Source organism: Nonomuraea sp. NPDC005983 (genome assembly GCF_040614375.1).
Taxonomy (GTDB): domain Bacteria; phylum Actinomycetota; class Actinomycetes; order Streptosporangiales; family Streptosporangiaceae; genus Nonomuraea.
On the sequence record NZ_JBEXUP010000008.1, the window covers coordinates 51,879 to 69,066 of the forward strand.

The following is a 17,188-nucleotide window of genomic DNA, read 5'->3' on the forward strand; positions in this document are numbered from 1 at the left end:
GACGGGCGGCTGCCGGCAGCCGCCCGTCGGCGGGTTCATTCGGCGGAGAAGGCGGCGTCGAACGCCGAGGAGGGCGGGGTGATCGCGTTGTAGGCGCGGATGAGCGCCAGCGCGTCCGGAGCGCCGTGCAGCCGGTCCATGCCCGCGTCCTCCCACTCGATGGAGATCGGGCCGTCGTAACCGATCGCGTTGAGCGCGCGGAAGCAGTCCTCCCACGGCACGTCCCCCCGCCCGGTGGACACGAAGTCCCAGCCCCGGCGCAGGTCGGCCCAGGGCAGGTGCGACGAGAGACGGCCGCGGCGGCCGTCGCCCACGCGTACCTTGGCGTCCTTGCAGTCCACGTGATAGATCCGGTCGGCGAAGTCGAGGATGAAGCCGACCGGGTCAATCTCCTGCCACACCATGTGCGAGGGGTCCCAGTTCAGGCCGAAGGCCGGCCGGTGGCCGATCGCCTCCAGGGTGCGGACCGTGGTGTGGTAGTCGTAGGCGATCTCACTGGGGTGCACCTCGTGGGCGAACCGTACGCCGACCTCGTCGAAGACGTCCAGGATCGGGTTCCACCGGTCGGCGAAGTCCTGGTATCCGGCCTCGATCATCGACGGCGGGACCGGCGGGAACATCGCCACGGTGTGCCAGATGGAGGATCCGGTGAACCCGACCACGGTGGAGACGCCGAGCTTCGCGGCCGCGCGGGCGGTGTCCTTCATCTCCTCGGCCGCACGCGTGCGCACGCCCTCGGGCTCGCCGTCGCCCCAGATGCGGGCGGGCAGGATGCCCTTGTGCCGCTCGTCGACGGGGTTGTCGCAGACGGCCTGCCCGACCAGGTGGTTGGAGATCGTCCACACCTTCAGGTGGTGCTTGGCCAGCAACTCCAGTTTGCGCTCGATGTACGAGTCGTCGGACAGCGCCTTGTCCACCTCGAAGTGGTCGCCCCAGCAGGCGATCTCCAGGCCGTCGTAGCCCCACTCCGCGGCCAGGCGGCACACCTCCTCGAACGGCAGGTCGGCCCACTGGCCGGTGAACAGCGTGATCGGCCTGGTCATGCGTCCTCCGTAAGGGTCAGCCGGCTCCCGTGAGCCGCGCTATCCTCGACCGCGCCCAGCACACGCTGCACCCGCAGGCCGTCGTCGAAGGACGGCTCCGGGGCGGTACCTGCGGCGATCGCTTCCAGGAAGTCCTTCACCTCGTGAGTGAAGGCGTGCTCGTAGCCGAGGCCGTGACCGGGCGGCCACCAGGCGCCGGCGTACGGGTGGTCGGGCTCGGTGACGAGGATGCGCCGGAATCCGCCCGTGCCCTCGCAGAACCACGGCTCGTTCATCGACTCGAAGTCGAAGGCCGCGACGTTGCGCCACGCCTGGGAGTGGACGCGGCCCATGAACGCGTACCCGACCATGCCGACGCCGATGCGCGCGCTCACGATTCGAACCCGAGGGGCAGGTACTGGGGGGCGTTGTCCTTGGTCACCGTCTCCGACGCCAGCGTGATGGACTGCGGCACCTGCTTCTCCAGCAGGTCGCTCATGCCCCTGCCCTGGGCGATCAGGCGGGCCAGCTTGATCGCGGACGCGGCCATCGTGGGGCTGTAGGTGACGGTGGCCTTCAGCACGCCGGAGTCGGCCTGGATCTCACGCATCGCGTTGGCCGAGCCGGCCCCGCCCACCACGAAGAACTCGCTGCGCTCCGCCTCCTTGATCGCGGCCAGCACGCCGATGCCCTGGTCGTCGTCGTGATTCCAGATCGCGTCGATCTTCTTGTGAGCCTGCAGCAGGTTGGTGGCGACCTTGGTGCCCGACTCGACGGTGAACTGGGCGTCCTGCCGGGCGGTCACCTTGTAGCCGTAGGTCTTGAGCGCGTCGTCGAAGCCCTTGCTGCGGTCCTGCGTCAGGGGCAGGGTGGCGATGCCCTGGATCTCCAGGATCACCGGATCGGACACGCCCTTGTCCTTGAGCCGCCTGCCGATGAAGTGTCCGGCCGCGACGCCCATGCCGTAGTTGTCTCCGCCGATCCAGGTCCGGTACGACAGCTTGTCGGGGAAGACCCGATCGAGGTTGATCACGGGGATGCCGGCGTCTGTGGCCTGGCGGGCGATCTGGTTGAGTTGCTGGCCGTCGTTGGGCAGGATCACCAGCGCGCTCACCTTCGCCGCGATCAGCGACTCGACGGCGCTGATCTGGGTGTTGATGTCGTTGGTCGGCTCGACCGGCTTGAACTCCACGTCGGAGTACTGCTTGGCGGCGTCCTCGGCGTTCTTGGCGATGGCGGCGATCCAGCCGTGGTCGGCGGCCGGAGCCGAGAAGCCGATGACGACCTTCTCGCCGGGCGCGTCGTTGCCGGCGGTGGCCGCGGGGGCGGGCGCGGGCGCGCTGCTCGGCGTGGCGGCCGGCTCGTTGCTGGTGCACGCGCTCACCAAGGCGCCGGCCCCGATGACGGCGCCGCTGAAGAGGAGTCCCCGGCGTGGGACGGAATCGGACATGAGAATTTCTCCTTGCGAGGGGGTGACGGGTCAGACAGGTGATCGCAGAGAGCGCCGCTGGAGCAGCACGGCCGCCACGATGATCAGACCCTTGGCGATCAGCTGATCGCTGGTGTTGAGCCCGTTGAGGATGAACAGATTGGTGATCACGGTGAAGATCAGCAGGCCGAGGATCGAGCCGATGATCGTGCCGCGCCCGCCGGTGAGGAGCGTGCCGCCGATGATCACGGCAGCGATGGCGTCCAGTTCGTACAGGTCGCCGTGGGTGGAAGAGCCTGTGGTCGTCCTCGCCATGATGAGCACCGCGGCGATGCCGCAGCACAGGCCGGACAGCGCGTACAGCAGCATCGTGTGGCGCCGGACGTCGATGCCCGCCAGGCGGGCCGCCTCGGGGTTGCCGCCGACCGCGTACGTGCGGCGGCCGAACGTGGTCCGGTTGAGCAGCACCCAGCCCAGCACCACCACGATCGCGAAGGTGTACACCAGCACGGGGATGCCCAGCAGCCGGGTCGTCGACAGGTCCACGATCGCCTGGTTGCCCTGCTGTACGAGCTGGGTCTTGCGGTCGGACATCCGCTGGGCCAGTCCTCGGGCGGCCACCAGCATCGCCAGCGTGGCGATGAACGGCACCAGCCGCCCGTACGCGATGAGCAGGCCGTTGATCAGCCCGGCCCCCGTGCCCACGAGCACGGCGCAGACGATCATCATGAACGGCCCGTAGGACTGGGTCGCCAGCGTGGTCGCCCAGACTGAGGCCAGGGCCATGACCGCGCCGACCGACAGGTCGATGCCGCCGCCGATGATCACGAAGGTGGCGCCGACCGTGATGACGCCGATCGTGGCGGCCAGGGACAGGATGCTCACCAGGTTGGAAGCGGTGGCGAAGGTGTCGGGTGTCGTCGCCAGCCCCACGGCGGACAGCAGCACCAGCGCGGCGATCAGTCCCAGGTGGGGAAGCGCTGTCAGCCTGGTCCGCAGTCTGCCGGCAGGGGCGGGTGCGCCCGCCTGGGCGCTGACGATGCTCTGCCCGCTCACCGCGGGCGCCGAAGGCTCGCTCATGCCGGGGCCCCTTCCATGATCATGTCGAGAATGGCGTTTTGCCGGGGAACTGCTTGACGATTCCTCGCATGACGAGGAGGGACGCCGAGTCGGAAGATGACCGCGGCACAGGGGCCTCCTGGGGGGTGGGGCAGGCCGAGGGGGTGGATCCCGTCCGGCTGAAGCGGCGCCGGCGGCACTGCCGCGTCGCACCGAGGTCGGCGTTGGCGATGCCTGCGCGGCCCCGGACGGCGGAACAGACGGACGGGACGTTCAGCGGGGGCGGGAAGAGGGGGTGGGTGGGGTCCCGCCTGCCTTCCCGCACCGCGCAACGGCACCCGTGTTGGGCGGGAAGGGCGCCAGGCGTGGCTCCGGACAGGTGGTCAGGCAGGCAGGACGTTCAGGGAGAGATGGGACAGGCGAGGGTCACGGCTGGCTGATAGGGATGGTGGTGGGGTCGGCGAGCACTCGTTCGACGACGACGCCTGCCGCCCCCCGCGAGGCAGCGCCGAAGCCGAGATCGGAGGGGACGAACCTGCAACGCTCTGTGGCTGCGGTCACGCCGAGGCGCTCCAGCTCCGCATGGGCGTCGGGGATGAGCCGGTCGGCGAGCCTGGCGAAATACCCGCCCAGCACGATCACCCGTGGGTTGAACAGGTTGACCAGCAGGGAGGAGCCGCGGCCGAGCCACCGGCCTATGTGCGTGACGGCCGCGTCGACCCGAGGATCCCCCTCTGCCCGGCGCTGCTCGATGTCGGCGAGCCGTTCCTCCGGATCACGGACGACGTGCTGGCTCGTCCCGTAGGCGTGGTCGGGGGTGGCCATGCGGACGAGCGCGGCGAGCCCCACCTTGGTCTCCCAGCAGCCGACGCGGCCGCAGCCGCACCGCTCCCCCTCAGGGTCGACCATCATGTGGCCCACCTCGCCCGCGAACCCGTCGGCGCCGTTCAGCAGTCGGCCGCCGGAGATCACGCCGCCACCGACGCCCACCTCGCCGGTGAGGTAGACCAGGTCGGACGTGCCAGCGGCGACGCCGGAGGTGTACTCGGCCAGCGCGGCGAGGTTGGCGTCGTTGTCCACCGTTATGGGCACCGTCTGCGGGATGCCTGCGCGCGACAGCCGCTCGGCTACTTCCACCCCGCGCCAGCCTAGATTCGGGGCGAAGACGACGGTGCCCGTGGTCGTGTCGATCAGACCGGGGACGGCCACCGTGATCCCCGCCAGTACGACACCGAGCCGGTCGAGGTCGGCCACGGCGCGCTCGACCGCCCGGGTCAGCTCGTCCAGCGAGCGTTCCGGGCCGGACCCCATGGCGTCGAAGCCGATGCGCCGGTCGATGAGGACCCGGCCGGCCAGGTCGGTGACGAAGGCGGCGATGTAGTCGACGTTGACCTCCACGCCCAGAGCGCCCACCCGCGAGCCGTCGAGGACGAGCGCGAGGCTCGGCCGACCGACTGAGCCCGCGTGCTGCGGCCCGGTCTCCTTGACCAGTCCGCGCGCCTGCAGCTCGCTCACCAAGCTGGTGACGGTGGTCTTGTTCAGCCCCGTCTCGACGGCGACGGCCGAGCGGGCGCAGGGGCCGTGATCGCTCACGTGCCGCAGGACCAGGGCGAGGTTGGAGCGGCGCACGCTGGCCTGGTCCGCGGGGGTTCCCGCAGATCTGGTGCGACTCGTCGAGTCCATGCGGCGGCCGCCGGACCTGTTCTGGTTCACACCGCTCTCCAATTAGTTTGGATGGCTGGCCAAATTAAAGGCATCTGCCCTGGATCGAGGCAAGTGAAAAATCGTTTCAAAGAATGTAACGTTTCGGAAACGCCGCCGACGCTTCAGCGATGACCTGCGACGACCGCAGAGATGCCAGCGCGTCATCGAGTCCGGGGGTGCACATCCACCATCTGCGTGCTACAAACGCACCACGGCTTTCGCGTCGCTGGCCGCATGGCTGCTCCCCCACGCCCAAAAAGAGCTGGAGCGACTGGTCGTGGCCGGCTCCGCCGCCCGTTGCCGCTTCGTCGCCTCCGAATTCGGCTTCGGCGCCGCGTCACGGGGCGCGGCGAAACGCCGTCACGGAGATGCCGCCGGTGCCGCTGTGGTATCGGGGCAGCCACGACTACGGTCTGTTCGACCGGACGCAATGAGTTGGGCCGATGCCACCGGTACGTACGGGTGAGCATCGATCGAAAGGACACGACGGCGGGGGCGGGGTGGGCGAACGCAAGGTAGAAATCGTTCGCTTTGCAACACCTCGCCCCCGGGATCCGGACCGTCCCTCCACGCCTCCCGGCACGTTGAAACCATGTTGAGAAATCACGGTGTTCACGGTGACCGCGTTGAACAGCAGATGCGGCGTAGCGATGAGACCGTGCACCCCGATGGCGACCGTGTCCGGGCGGCGTCCGCCGCAGCGCGTCAGTCTTCGAGATCACCGAGCCAGCGCAGGGCGCTCAGCCCGGGCATGAAGCAGTACTCGCCGCCGCGTGTGACGACGAACCGCGGCAGCGAGTTCAGGCGCCGTCGTACCGGCCGCTGGGGGATCGTGAACTCGCCGGTGCCGTCGCCGGCCCCGACTATCGGATCTCTGGCGTCCCCGGCGCCGAAGAAGACGCCGTCGTTCATCCATTCGGACTGGACGAACTCGAACTGCCGCCCGAGGTGCGCTCCGATGAAGGTGAACATCAGCCCGCGGTCGGCCCCGTCGTCCTCCACGACCCCCTCGGGCAGCGGCGGGCCGTACACGGTGGCGCGCCTGATCATCCGGTGCAGCCTCGGCGCCCCCGCGACCGCGGCGTCGCGAGGGTTGGCCCGGCGGATGTGGCAGCCGGGAGGGGTCGTGAACCCCGCCGGATCGTCCCGCTCGTAGAGGAAACGGTTGTTGCGGCGTGGGTCGGCGCCGAGGACGGGGTCGTCGCGCAGCGGGCTGAGCGCCAATGGAGCGCCGCTGCGCCAGCGTCCCATGATCTTGGCCGCGAGCAGTTCCTCGTCCTCGGGGCCGGTGGAGTTGTCCTTCAGGTGCCGCCGGAAGGCGGCGACCCGTTGGTGGAGTTTGCGGAAGGCCACGTAGGTGCCGTTGCGGCCCAGCACCTCGGGCCGCGGGGTCTGGACGCCGCCGAGCTCGTCGCGGTAGCCCAGCACGAACTCGCCGGCCTTGAGCGGCACCTCCAGCGGGTTCGACCCGGCGATGCCGCTGCCTTCGACGGCCGGATGGCTGATGCCGTCACGGTAGCCGAAGGGCTCGGCCTCGGTCGGCAGCGTGTAGCAGTCCTGCCGCCAGATCGGGACCACACCGGGGAGGCGCCGGAACGCAGGGCGGGCGCGTTCGACGGCCGCTTCGAGCTGGGCGCCGTCCGGCGCAAGCGCCACCAGCACCACGTGGACGTCGGGCGTGCCCAGCGGCGTTTCCCAGCTCTCGGGGCTGCTCTCGCCGGTGTCGCCCAGCGCGTTCGCCCGTGCGGCCATCCCCTGCCGGAACTCCCAGGCGAACGTGTCAAGCGACTTCTGCGGCACGCCCAGCGCCCTGAGGCCCTGGCAGGTGAGCGCGATGCTCACCCAGGTCTCGCCCAGCGGACTCATCGATTCGGTGGCCGCGGTCACCACCTCGCTCGCGCGCCGCATCAGCTCCCGCCCGTGCGCGCGGTCGTCGATCCGGAACAGGATGTAGGTCGCCGCGTACGGGGTCGGCCGAAGGCTGAGAACCCCGCGCTGGATGTCGTCGAGTTCGAGCGCGGCATGGATTTGCTCGGTCATGGATAACCACCTCCCTGCGGCACTACTTGGACGAGACGACGTTTCTCCAGAAGTTGCGCAGACTCTCGTCTCCGCCGAACAGCGAGCTGAAGATCGTGGAGTCCGCCAGGAGCACGTCGCCGCCCCGGTCACCGGTCGGGGGCATCCACAGGAACATGTTGAACTCGGTGTTTCCGGCCTGGGTGAACGGGTGCGGCTTCGACAGGTCGATCGGCTGCCTGCCCAGCACGTGGATGGCGTTCGGGTCGTCCGTCGTCACGGCGTAGTGCGGCAGGTGCATGTGGAAGTTGAAGGTCGTCACCCCTTCCAGCCATCCCTTGGTGTCCAGATCCCGGGCGACGGAGAGCGGGGCGATCTTGCCCGGGCCCTGCGTCGCGGGGCGCAGCCCGTAGCGGTTCTCCACCGGCACACCGAGCCCCTGCATCAAGGAGCGGGTGTACCTGCCGAACTGCTGCTGGCGTGGGACCAGAAGGTCGCCGTGATGGTGGTACTCCATGTCGCGCACGGCGAGGTCGTCAGAGGCCCCGACGTCGTGGTGCGGCCCCAGGACCAGGCAGGTTCCTTCCCGGTCGACGAACTGCCGCAACGCCTCGATCTCCTCGGGCGCGGCCTCCTGCCCGGTGATCAGGTGATCCAGCCCGAACACGAACAAGGTGTCGGTGTCCGCCAGCACCCGCTCGTCGAGCGGGGTGCGGAAACCGGCCTGATCGATGCGCTGGTACACGGGTACCGGGTGTCCGGTGGTCTCCTCGACGAACTGCTGGAACGGCACCCAGGCCCAGAAGAACAGCTCCAGTGTCCCGGCGATGCCCTGCTGGAACCGCATCGGGTCGGACCACTTCGGGTCCTCGTACGCGGGCCAGGCCACGCGCCGGACCTCGGTCATGGTGGAGAAGCGGTTGTCGAGCTCGGCCGGGTTCCGGCCGGCCTCGGCAGGGTAGCTCCACGCGACGTAGATGCTCACGCGTCGGCGTCCGGGGGTGTACTCGCGCAGCACATGGTTCTGGTTGTAGGTACGTGCGGTCCTGAACTCACTCATCTCGTCTCCATTGACGGGGCGGCGGGCGGGCGGTGGCCCGGCCTCACTGCAGTTGGTCGAGCATCTCCGACAGAGCGCGCTTGATCTTCAGCGCCTTCTTGACCTCGTCCGAGGTGACGTACGGATACTCGCCGTACTCGATGAAGCTCGGGCACTGGTGCTCGCGGACGAACCTGATGAACGCCTCGGGGTTCGTCCTCCAGTCCTCGGGGAACCCTTCGAGGTTCTCGAAGGCGGTGCTCACGCCCGACTTGGTGAACAGCGCGATGGCGTCTTCGGTGTACTTGTCGAAGTCGGTGTCGAAGATGCCCTGGTACATGAACCGGGTGTCGTCGTCGAAGAGCACCCAGCGCAGGTAGTGCAGCTTCAGCGGCGCGAGCAGATGCTGGTCGGCTTCGAGCGCCTTGGCCAGCGCGTGGCCGTAGTCGCGGATCGCCGCGGCCCGGCCGGGCTTGACCTTGGCGATGACAGTGAACCCGTAGCAGGCCGGGGTCCTCGGAAAGACGGGGCCGTACTTCCCCTGCTCGAGATGGTCGGTTTCCTTGGGAATGACGACTGCCTGTGGCTTGATCTCCATGCTTCTCCCTCCGTCACCAGTCAGTGGGGGGAACCTGCCAGAGCAGTTAACCGGAAACTACCCCAGACCGGGATAAATGGGACGTAAGTGCGTCGGGGCCGTCGCGTCTACGCGGTGAACGACATCAGCCCGCGAGGCTGTCGACCGGGAACTCGTCGGCGATCCGGCCGTTGTCCGCCGCCGCCGACGCCCTGGCCGCCGAGGCGTTCCTCCTCATCGCGTGGCGTCGCCGCACGGGGGACCGGCAAGGCCTATGACCAGGCCTGACAGCGCCGGTGGATGCGGCCGAGAGCGAACCGCGCGACTCTGCCTGATCCGGCCACCGCCCCGCCGACCGACGCCTTGCCGCAGCCGACCCAGACAGCCGGATTCGATCACGTAGGGTAAAGGTTAGTCACCCTACGATGCTTAGGTGAACCATTCCAGTCGATTGTGGCGTCGCGCGGACATTCTCTGGGAGGAGCCGGTGCTCCTGGCGCCCCTGGCGCTGACCGCCGTCGTTACCGTGGTGTCCGTTCTTACTCCGAGCCACCTCTACTTCAGCCGCTTTCTCGTGGTCGCCCCCGCTTTCGCCGCCTCGATGTGGCCGGTGGTCGAAACGGTGGCCCTCGGCCTGCTGGCCATGGCCATCGACGTCCTGATCGCCGTAACTATTGGCCAACCGTCGGAGTCGCGCACCCACCTGTTCACCATCGCGGTGATCGCGGGTGTGACCGCCGCGGCCGCCTCCGCCAGCCATGTGCGTCAGAAGCGCGAGGAGACCCTCGCCCAGGTCCGCTCCGTCGCCGAGACGACACAGAAGGTCCTGCTGCGCCCCATGCCCCACCGCCTCGGCCGGTTGGACATCGACGCGCTCTACCTCGCTGCCGCGGCCCAGGCCCGTGTCGGCGGTGACTTCTACGAAGCGCTGGAGACGCCCCACGGCGTACGCCTGATCATCGGAGACGTTCGCGGCAATGGACTCCCCGCGGTCGGCATGGCCTCGGCGATCGTCGGATGCTTCCGGGAGGCCGCGTACGACGAGCCGGACCTGGCGCGGCTGGCCCGCCGACTGGACGTGAGCATGAACCGCTACGTCACGCTGGTGTCCGGCGACGACCCGGAGTACTTCGCCACGGCCCTGCTCGCCGAGTTCCCCGACGACGGATCGGTGGTCGAAATCGTCAACTGCGGCCACCCCTCGCCGCTGCTGCTCCGCGCGGGAACGGTCCGCGAGGTCACGCCCACGGCTCCCTCGCCGCCCATCAACATGGGCGCCCTGCTCGGGCAGGAGTATCACATCGACCCCCTTCCCTTCGCCGCCGGCGACCAACTGCTGCTGTACACCGACGGCGTCACCGAGACCCGCGACCGCACTGGCGCGTTCTTCCCGCTGACACAGCGTGCGGGCCAGTGGGACGCGGACTCCCCTTCCCGGCTGCTCGAGCAGCTGCACGGGGACCTGGTCCACTACAGCCACGGCCGACTCGACGACGACATCGCGGCCGTCGCCGTCCGCGCGACGGACGACCGGCCGGGAGGCCCGTCCTCACCGGGCCGCCCGTGAGGGTCGCCCTCGGCGACGGCCGCCTTCACCGCCGAGCGCGGCGCCTACGCCCGCAGCGTGGCCGAAGCCACGGGCGAACACGTGGGACGCCCCATCGCGCACCCCGTCGAGAAAATCGACTACGCGCGCCTGCTCAAGGCCGAAGGCGACTCGCTGGCGCAGATCGCCGCCAAGACTGGCATTCCCAAGACCTCGCTTCACCGGTACCTGTTGACCACGCGCCATAACGGCTGACCTGGGACGTGTCGTCCTTCTGTTACGGCGGCAAAGCCAAGATCACCGATGAGATCGGCGCGATGTTGCCGGGAACCCGCGCACAGCTTCGCGACGCCCTCGGCCTCTGATCTGGAAGAGGCCCGTCACCAGCGGAAACGTAGTGACGGGTCGCTCTCGTTGATCGCCTGTGAGTGACCGTTATGGCCCCTGGTTTCCCGTCGAGTTCTTCACCGCGCCCGACGCCGTGACGGCGGCCGTCGCCCTCCACGGCGGCCCCGACGCGATCGGCGAATACGCGTTGATGCCTACGACGCCATGCCGGTCGAACAGCGTGGACTTGCCGGGGATCCTTCTTCCTCAGCTCGATGCCGCCCTGCTGGCTTCGCGGGTGAATTCGGCGATCGCGGCGGTGAAGGCGGCGGGCTGTTCGATGTGTCCCATGTGCCCGCTGTCGTGCAGGAGGACGAACTGGGAGTTGGGGATGCTCTGGTGCAGCATCTGGCCCCAGTGGGGTCCGCAGATGAAGTCGTGGGCGCCGTTGATGATCAGGGTGGGCGTGGCGATGTCGCCCAGCTTGTCGCGGACGTCGAAGGGTGGTTCGGCGGCGCGCATGGGATCGACCCACGCGCGCAAGCCGGCCCGGAGCGGGCCCAGGTCGGACTCGTGGGCCCAGTAGTCGGCGAAGTAGGCGGGCAGGACGGCACGCAGGCCCTGGGTGCAGGATTCGTTGTCGGTGGCCGCCAAGGTCTGCCGGAACGCCAGCGGGATGCCGGCCGCTTCCGGCTGGTCGGGGTGGCGCTGTGGGAGACGGTCGAGGTTGGCCAGCGCCTCGTTCCAGAACTCCTGTCCGGTGCGGGGCGAGGTGTCGAACAAGATGAGCCCCGTCAGGGCGGTGGGGTGGGTCAGCGCATAGCGTTGAGCGACGAATCCGCCGTGGGAGTGGCCGAGCAGGAACACGCTCGGTGCGGCCAGATGGTCGACGAGGCCGTGCAGGAACTGGGCGTAGGTGTCGATGCGGTAGTCCTGCGGCCGGGGCAGGTGCCCGGATGCGCCGGTTCCGATCGGCTCCAGATAGACCAGCGTCAGATGCCGTTCCAGGTCGGGGATGCGCAGGTACTCCCAGCCGAGCCCGGGTCCGCCCGGATGGACGAGGCACACGGGACCGGCGCCGGCGACATGGTAACGCTGCAGGACTCCCCTGATGCTCACGGTGTGGGTACCGGGCATCAGCGGGTCGGAGGAAGGGCTCACCAGGTGCTCCTCAAGCAGAGAGTGCTGCCCGGAGTTGCCGGGGCAGCGCTCAGGCGGTCGCGGCTGGACGAACATCGACACCATCTGCTCGTCACCGTCGCCTGCTTCAACGCGGTGAGCCTGGTCAATGCGGCGCGGCAGTAAGCAGGACGGTCCATGGTTCTCCTGTCGCGGTCGGCCGGTCCTTAGCCGGCGGCCAGGACCGGCTCCACGTGAGGTGGTTAGGCGGCGGCCTGGCGGATGAGGCCGGCGACCGCGGCGGGCTGGGAGACGTAGACGGCGTGGCTGCCGATGACCTCCACCACGGTCGCCCCGGCCCGCTCGGCCATGGCCCGCTGGGCCGGCGGCGGGATCATGCGGTCCTCGGTGGCGACCAGGTACCAGCTCGGCTTGTGCCGCCAGGCCGGCTCGGTGACCGTACCGCCGAGCGCGTCCACGCCCCAGGGGACCTGCGCGTCGGCCATGAACGCGGCCACCTGGTCGGGCAGGTCGGCGGCGAACGAGCCGTGGAACTTGTCGCGGTCGAGGAACAGGAACCCGTCCACGGGCGGCAGGATCGGCGGCACCGGCGCGCCGGGCGGCGGGTCGGCGATGAGGGTGTTGACCGATTCGCCCTTGTCGGGGGCGAACGCGGCGATGTACGCCAGCGCCGCCACGTTGGGGTGGGTTCCGGCCTCGCTGACGACGACCCCGCCGTAGGAGTGGCCGACCAGGACGGCCGGGCCGTCGAGCGAGTCCAGCACGCGGCGGGTCACCGCGACGTCACCTTCCAGCGACAGCGTCGGGTTCTGCACGACGTGGACGCGGAAGCCGTCTCTGGTCAGCTCGTCGTAGACGCCCTGCCAGCCGGATCCGTCCACGAAGCCACCGTGCACGAGCACGATGTTCCTGATGGTGGTCATGGTCGCTCCTGACCTGGTTGGACAGGCCCGACGCCTGTCCCCGTGCGCTCAATGCAAGTCGCGCGCAGGGCGCCAGACCACGCAGAACAGCACGCAGAAGTTCCGCGCACCCGCCTTCTGCGTGTCAGGGTGCGGCGGTCGCCAGGTCGCGGCAGCGGCTGCTCGCCTCGGCATCACCGACCGCCTCGAACACCTCGGCCGCACGTGCGTACGCTCGGCGGCTCTCCCCGGTCCGGCCCTCGTCGGCCAGCAAGGCCGCCAGTGTCTCCAGGGAGCGGGCCTGCGGGGCGGGCAACTGAGCCTGCTCCATGAGGCTGATCGCCTCGGTGAGCTTGGTGATCGCCTCAGACCGGCGGCCGAGCAATCCCAGACATTCGCCGACGCGGGCGAGCGCGATCGGCCGGGTGAACGCCGCGATGCTCGGCGTCACCCCCGACTGGCCGTCGTTCACCAGGGTCCACAAGTCGAGGTACTGCTCCAGTGCCTCGGTGTGGTTTCCGGCGTCGCGAAGGCAGGTGCCGAGGGAGCCGAGACACTGGCAGTACGAATCGATGTCACCGATGGCCCTGAACATCTCCGCTGCTCGGGTCTCCGACGCGGTGGCCTCATCGAGCCGTCCGAGCCTGCGAAGCGCGCCTCCCGCGTTGTGGTGGGCCGACGCGATCTGCGCCGTGTCGCCACTGCGGGTAGCGAGGTCCATCGCCTGGGCTGTGTACCGCAGCGCGGCCTCCGGGTCGTCTCGCGGCACCAGATGGACCCAGGCCAGCAAGTTCAGCTGCCTGGCCTGCCGGGCCGGATCGCCCAGGGCGGCGGCGGCTTCGGCACCGAGGGTGAAGACCTCGTGCCAGTGCGGCGCGTGCATCCACCGGTCGGAGAACCAGTCCATCGACTCGGCGCAGTCGAGGACGGCGGCATGCCCGCCGCCGCTCGCCGCGACCCGCAACGCACCCAGCCAGTTGTCCGCATTCGCGCGGAGCCAGTGGTCGGCCTCTTCCGGGGTGGACAGGTCGGCGAGGTCGGCGTCAGGCCGGTCGGGCCTGCCGTAGGCGGGCTCGAACCAGCGCCCGGCTGTGGTCGCCGTCCGCAGCAGCCACGACGTCATCGCCTGGGTGATCGCGTCCCGTTCGGCCGCGGTCTCCTCCGCGTGCAGCCGGTCGCGGGCGAACAGCCGGACCAGGTCGTGGAAGCGGTAGCGGCCCGATGTGCCGTCCTGCAGCAGGCCGAGGTCGACGAGTTCGTCGAGGGCGTCCCAGGCGTCCTCGATCGACGTCCCGCCGACCACCGCGGCCAGGGCGGCGTCGAAGTCCCGGCCGGGCACCAGAGCCAACCGGCGAAAGACCCGCCGCGCGGAGGTCGCGAGCTGCTCATAAGACATCCCGAACGCATTGGCGATCTTGATATCGCCGGCCCGGAGCTGGTCGAGGCGCTGCTCCTCATCCGCCAGCCGGGCCACGAGCTCGGTGGCCTGCCAGCCGGGCCGGCTGAGGAGCCGGTTGCCGATGATCCGCAAGGCCAGCGGCAGGCCACCGCACAACTGGGCAAGCTCGCCGATCGCCACTCCGCCGTCGGAGGAACCACGCTTGCCCAAGATCCCGGTCAGCAGCTCGGCGGCTTCCGGCGACGGCAGCGGGCCCAGACTCAGCCGGTGCACACCCTCCAAACCGGCCAGCAGCCGCCGGCTCGTCACGAACGCTCTGCTCGGGCCGCCACCCGGCAGCAGGGGGCGTACCTGCTCCTCCGACCTGGCGTTGTCGAGCACCACCAGAACGCGCCGCTCCCGCAGCAGCGACCGGTACAACGAGGCGCGCCCCAGGGTGTCGGGAGGCACATGCCGCTCGGCGGCGCCGAGCGCGCGCAGCACCTGCATCAGGGCGTCGTCGACTGTGAGCGGCTGGGGGGACATGCCGAACAGGTCGATTAAGAACACCCCGTCGGGAAAGCTCGGCCGCAGGATGTGGGCGGCGCGCACCGCGAGCGAGGTCTTGCCCAGACCGGCCGCGCCGGTGATCAAGGCGACACCGGCGGCTCCCGGCTCATCTGTGGCGTGCACGAAGTCGTCCGCCCAGGCCAGCTCGGCGGCACGGCCGGTGAAGTCGTCCACCGAACGCGGCAGCTCGCACAGACCAGCCGGACGCGTCCAGTGATCGCGCAGCCGGCCCTCTCGCGCCAGCTCGATGAACAGCTGACGCTCCTCCTCCCCCAGCGAGAGCGCCTGCGCCAGGGCGGTGACGGTCCGATGCTGCGGTCCGGTGCTGCGCCCGCGCTCCATGTCCGACAGGCTCCGGGCGCTGACCCCGGACGCTTCGGCGAGCTGCTCCAGCGTCAGACGTGCCGCGTGCCGATGCCGGCGCAGCAACTCCGCGAAGCTGGACGGGGCGCTGATGGGTCGCTCCTTGTCGTTTCGTGCTGCAGGCGGCTCCATGCTGACCGGCTGATACCACGCTTCCACCGTCGTCATTTCTGCCGAATCTCCCGATCTTAAGGTGCGGATGACACCGGCAAGATGTGGAAGCGGAGCCGAAGTTCGATCCCAGAGCTGTGACCTGCATCACATTGGATGGGGTGGAATCACTGGGGCCAGGTGCCGTGCAGCTCCGGGGGCACGGCGGAGGTCTTCAACGGGATCGGGTGGAACAAGCGCAGCTGCGCCACCCGGCCACCGCTGAGCGTCATGATCCATGCGACCGACGGCGGGCAGTGGCCGGGGCTGTCCGCCGGGTTGACGATGTCCATCTCCCACACGGCCAGAGACCGCCCGGCGGCCACGTTCACCGGCCGCTGACGCACCCCGGCGGACAGATCGCCATCCATGGCCCGCTCCAGCAGCGCCGCGTCTCCCATCCACGCGGCGCCGCTCATCAAGGCGACCTCGGCCGACCAGCCTTCCCTGACTACCGTGCCGAAGTCGCCGGCCTCGGCGGCCGACAGGATGGCACGGGCCTCCTGCCAGCTTGCCGCGGTCCGCAGCCGGGCGTCGCTGTGCGCGGTGGCCGCCGCCTCGTCCTCCGTCATGCCGGTTTCACCGCGCACCAGCTGGACGGCCTGTTCGGTGCGTCCGGTCTCCTTGAGCTGCCGGACCCGGTGGCCAGGTCGGCCTGGGGTACGGCGGCAGATGCGGTCGGCGGGCGGTGGAGTGCCGGATGGTTGATGGGACGCCCCGCCGCCAGGCCGTCCACGGCGTCTTTGGCCTCCTTGAGGCGCATGCCGGTGTGCTGGCGCAGCAGCTTGATCGCGTAAATGGGCTTGCCCTGGGCGACCAGGCTGCGTAGCTGGTGGTTCAGCTCGTCCGGCGACAGGAAGACGGGCTGCCGGCTGCCTCGGGTGCTCGCCCTGACGATCGCCACCACGATGACGCCGGCGACGACGGCGATGACCACGAGGAGGAGCAGCATCTCCGGAAAGCCGATCATGGCTCGATCCTAGATCGGTATGCCGTCCACCGCAGTCCCATGTACTGACGTGCCGGCTCTTCCTCCGACAGCCAGCCCGCACGTCCTACGTTTCAGTAGTCGACAGACTGCGGTGAGCAAATGCGAAGGTTCGAGCTGGCTACACCGGCCCGGAGAGATGCGTCCAACTGGCGGATCAGTTCTCCGACCCGTCCACCGTCAGGCGGGGCGACCGGGTAGCGGCTCAGGACGTCCACCACGACGGGATGCGCAAGGATCCGCGACTGCGCGATGTGGTCGGCTCCGACGGCGGGGTCGTCTCCGGCGGAGAGTTCGAACGCTCGTGCGGCATGAGCGGCCGATCCGAGGATGTGCTTGACCTGAGTCGCTTTTGCCAGGGGGTGGAGGAACGCCGCACCGCACGCGTGACCGGCCGCGCGCGCAGCGTCGCTCGCCGCAGCCTGCCCCGCATCGCGGGTCTCCTGAGCCGCCCGGTGCGCCGCCCAGGCGTTGTCGCGTAGTGCCTTGCTCCGCTTGGCTCCGTCCGCGAACGCCTGCGCAGTGTCGATCGCGGCTCGCGGGCGCCGATCGTCAGGGCGTTCACGTTCGAAGATCGCCAATGCGGGCCGCGCGCACGCCACCGCGTAGCCGGCGACCTCGCGGAGTTCGGACAGGCTGAGTTCGATCGTTGTGGAGTCATCCGCCATGGCGCCATCCTTCTGCACAGGGGTTGAAGTCTTAACGAGGTCCGGATCGGCCGGGACGGGCGGCGTCCCGGAACGAGGCCGTCATACCTTCAACGGTATCGTTGAACCCTCGGTGTAGACTTTGGCGGCATTTCCTGGTGCCGACGAGGCTATACCTTCAAAATACGGTTGCGGCCCCGTCGATCTGGCGCGCGAGCACGGCCTGTCCATGCAGGCGGTGCGCAACTATGAGGAGGCGGGGATCCTGCCGCGCCCCCGCCCCGCCCGGCTTCCCTTGTCACGACGCTGGCCCACCTGCCTCCGCTGG

At 69.5% G+C, this 17,188-nt stretch carries 17 protein-coding genes and 1 pseudogene; 4 read left to right on the plus strand and 14 right to left on the minus strand.

The window, feature by feature from the left end; genetic code table 11:
- Positions 1-35 precede the first annotated feature (35 nt).
- The 8 genes from ABZ297_RS06510 to ABZ297_RS06545 all read right to left on the minus strand — a co-directional run bounded on the left by ABZ297_RS06510 (position 36) and on the right by ABZ297_RS06545 (position 8,870).
- Entirely contained in the window at positions 36-1,043 is a 1,008-nt protein-coding gene (locus ABZ297_RS06510) for a sugar phosphate isomerase/epimerase family protein (RefSeq protein WP_355340367.1), read from the minus strand.
- Entirely contained in the window at positions 1,040-1,417 is a 378-nt protein-coding gene (locus tag ABZ297_RS06515; RefSeq protein WP_355340370.1) for a hypothetical protein, read from the minus strand. The genes ABZ297_RS06510 and ABZ297_RS06515 overlap by 4 nt, the downstream gene beginning before the upstream one ends.
- Positions 1,414-2,472 carry an ABC transporter substrate-binding protein gene (locus ABZ297_RS06520; protein ID WP_355340373.1) on the minus strand — a complete coding sequence of 353 codons (1,059 nt, stop codon included), beginning with the start codon at positions 2,470-2,472 and terminating at the stop codon, positions 1,414-1,416. The genes ABZ297_RS06515 and ABZ297_RS06520 overlap by 4 nt, the downstream gene beginning before the upstream one ends.
- Positions 2,473-2,502: 30 nt before the next feature.
- Positions 2,503-3,531 carry an ABC transporter permease gene (locus ABZ297_RS06525; RefSeq protein WP_355340376.1) on the minus strand — a complete coding sequence of 343 codons (1,029 nt, stop codon included), beginning with the start codon at positions 3,529-3,531 and terminating at the stop codon, positions 2,503-2,505.
- A 405-nt stretch (positions 3,532-3,936) separates the two neighbouring features.
- Positions 3,937-5,223, minus strand: coding sequence for an ROK family transcriptional regulator (locus ABZ297_RS06530; protein ID WP_355340379.1), 1,287 nt, complete (start codon positions 5,221-5,223; stop codon positions 3,937-3,939).
- Between the two features lie 696 nt (positions 5,224-5,919).
- Complete coding sequence (locus ABZ297_RS06535; protein WP_355340382.1) at positions 5,920-7,254, minus strand: peroxidase; 1,335 nt, start codon at positions 7,252-7,254, stop codon at positions 5,920-5,922.
- 22 nt (positions 7,255-7,276) lie between these two features.
- Positions 7,277-8,293, minus strand: coding sequence for a hypothetical protein (locus ABZ297_RS06540; RefSeq protein ID WP_355340385.1), 1,017 nt, complete (start codon positions 8,291-8,293; stop codon positions 7,277-7,279).
- Between the two features lie 43 nt (positions 8,294-8,336).
- Positions 8,337-8,870, minus strand: a complete 534-nt coding sequence (locus tag ABZ297_RS06545; RefSeq protein ID WP_355340388.1) for a hypothetical protein — start codon at positions 8,868-8,870, stop codon at positions 8,337-8,339.
- A 466-nt stretch (positions 8,871-9,336) separates the two neighbouring features.
- Here ABZ297_RS06545 and ABZ297_RS06550 point away from each other — a divergent pair, with 466 nt between their 5' ends.
- On the plus strand, positions 9,337-10,416 hold the full coding sequence (locus ABZ297_RS06550; RefSeq protein WP_355340391.1) for a PP2C family protein-serine/threonine phosphatase: 1,080 nt from the start codon (positions 9,337-9,339) through the stop codon (positions 10,414-10,416).
- A 57-nt stretch (positions 10,417-10,473) separates the two neighbouring features.
- Complete coding sequence (locus ABZ297_RS06555) at positions 10,474-10,650, plus strand: helix-turn-helix domain-containing protein (protein WP_355340394.1); 177 nt, start codon at positions 10,474-10,476, stop codon at positions 10,648-10,650.
- Positions 10,651-10,989: 339 nt separating this feature from the next.
- Here the strand turns inward: ABZ297_RS06555 and ABZ297_RS06560 are convergent, their stop codons facing one another.
- On the minus strand, positions 10,990-11,883 hold the full coding sequence (locus tag ABZ297_RS06560) for an alpha/beta hydrolase (RefSeq protein ID WP_355340397.1): 894 nt from the start codon (positions 11,881-11,883) through the stop codon (positions 10,990-10,992).
- A 3-nt stretch (positions 11,884-11,886) separates the two neighbouring features.
- Here ABZ297_RS06560 and ABZ297_RS06565 point away from each other — a divergent pair, with 3 nt between their 5' ends.
- Entirely contained in the window at positions 11,887-12,027 is a 141-nt protein-coding gene (locus ABZ297_RS06565) for a hypothetical protein (protein WP_355340400.1), read from the plus strand.
- Positions 12,028-12,104: 77 nt separating this feature from the next.
- On the opposite strand, the gene ABZ297_RS06570 is transcribed toward ABZ297_RS06565, so the two are convergent.
- The 5 genes from ABZ297_RS06570 to ABZ297_RS06590 form a co-directional block, all read right to left on the minus strand.
- Positions 12,105-12,785: an alpha/beta hydrolase gene (locus ABZ297_RS06570; RefSeq protein WP_355340403.1), complete on the minus strand. Its 681-nt coding sequence runs from the start codon at positions 12,783-12,785 to the stop codon at positions 12,105-12,107.
- A 124-nt stretch (positions 12,786-12,909) separates the two neighbouring features.
- Positions 12,910-15,243 carry a tetratricopeptide repeat protein gene (locus tag ABZ297_RS06575; RefSeq protein WP_355340406.1) on the minus strand — a complete coding sequence of 778 codons (2,334 nt, stop codon included), beginning with the start codon at positions 15,241-15,243 and terminating at the stop codon, positions 12,910-12,912.
- Positions 15,244-15,353: 110 nt separating this feature from the next.
- Positions 15,354-15,797, minus strand: coding sequence for a hypothetical protein (locus tag ABZ297_RS06580; protein ID WP_355340409.1), 444 nt, complete (start codon positions 15,795-15,797; stop codon positions 15,354-15,356).
- Positions 15,794-16,195: a hypothetical protein gene (locus tag ABZ297_RS06585; RefSeq protein ID WP_355340412.1), complete on the minus strand. Its 402-nt coding sequence runs from the start codon at positions 16,193-16,195 to the stop codon at positions 15,794-15,796. Before ABZ297_RS06585 ends, ABZ297_RS06580 begins: the two co-directional genes overlap by 4 nt.
- 92 nt (positions 16,196-16,287) lie before the next feature.
- Positions 16,288-16,881, minus strand: coding sequence for a putative immunity protein (locus ABZ297_RS06590; protein ID WP_355340415.1), 594 nt, complete (start codon positions 16,879-16,881; stop codon positions 16,288-16,290).
- Positions 16,882-17,032: 151 nt separating this feature from the next.
- Between ABZ297_RS06590 and ABZ297_RS06595 the strand changes: the two are divergent.
- A pseudogene (locus tag ABZ297_RS06595) lies at positions 17,033-17,131 on the plus strand (MerR family transcriptional regulator); the annotation flags it as partial.
- Between the last annotated feature and the right edge of the window lie 57 nt (positions 17,132-17,188).

Bases quoted from the DNA above. Each gene is read 5' to 3' on its own strand.
- ABZ297_RS06545 (WP_355340388.1), bottom strand. From the start codon at position 8,870: ATGGAGATCAAGCCACAGGCAGTCGTCATTCCCAAGGAAACCGACCAT.
- ABZ297_RS06585 (WP_355340412.1), bottom strand. From the start codon at position 16,195: ATGATCGGCTTTCCGGAGATGCTGCTCCTCCTCGTGGTCATCGCCGTC.
- ABZ297_RS06520 (WP_355340373.1), bottom strand. From the start codon at position 2,472: ATGTCCGATTCCGTCCCACGCCGGGGACTCCTCTTCAGCGGCGCCGTC.
- ABZ297_RS06580 (WP_355340409.1), bottom strand. From the start codon at position 15,797: ATGACGGAGGACGAGGCGGCGGCCACCGCGCACAGCGACGCCCGGCTG.
- ABZ297_RS06575 (WP_355340406.1), bottom strand. From the start codon at position 15,243: ATGACGACGGTGGAAGCGTGGTATCAGCCGGTCAGCATGGAGCCGCCT.
- ABZ297_RS06540 (WP_355340385.1), bottom strand. From the start codon at position 8,293: ATGAGTGAGTTCAGGACCGCACGTACCTACAACCAGAACCATGTGCTG.
- ABZ297_RS06535 (WP_355340382.1), bottom strand. From the start codon at position 7,254: ATGACCGAGCAAATCCATGCCGCGCTCGAACTCGACGACATCCAGCGC.
- ABZ297_RS06570 (WP_355340403.1), bottom strand. From the start codon at position 12,785: ATGACCACCATCAGGAACATCGTGCTCGTGCACGGTGGCTTCGTGGAC.
- ABZ297_RS06590 (WP_355340415.1), bottom strand. From the start codon at position 16,881: ATGGCGGATGACTCCACAACGATCGAACTCAGCCTGTCCGAACTCCGC.
- ABZ297_RS06525 (WP_355340376.1), bottom strand. From the start codon at position 3,531: ATGAGCGAGCCTTCGGCGCCCGCGGTGAGCGGGCAGAGCATCGTCAGC.
- ABZ297_RS06510 (WP_355340367.1), bottom strand. From the start codon at position 1,043: ATGACCAGGCCGATCACGCTGTTCACCGGCCAGTGGGCCGACCTGCCG.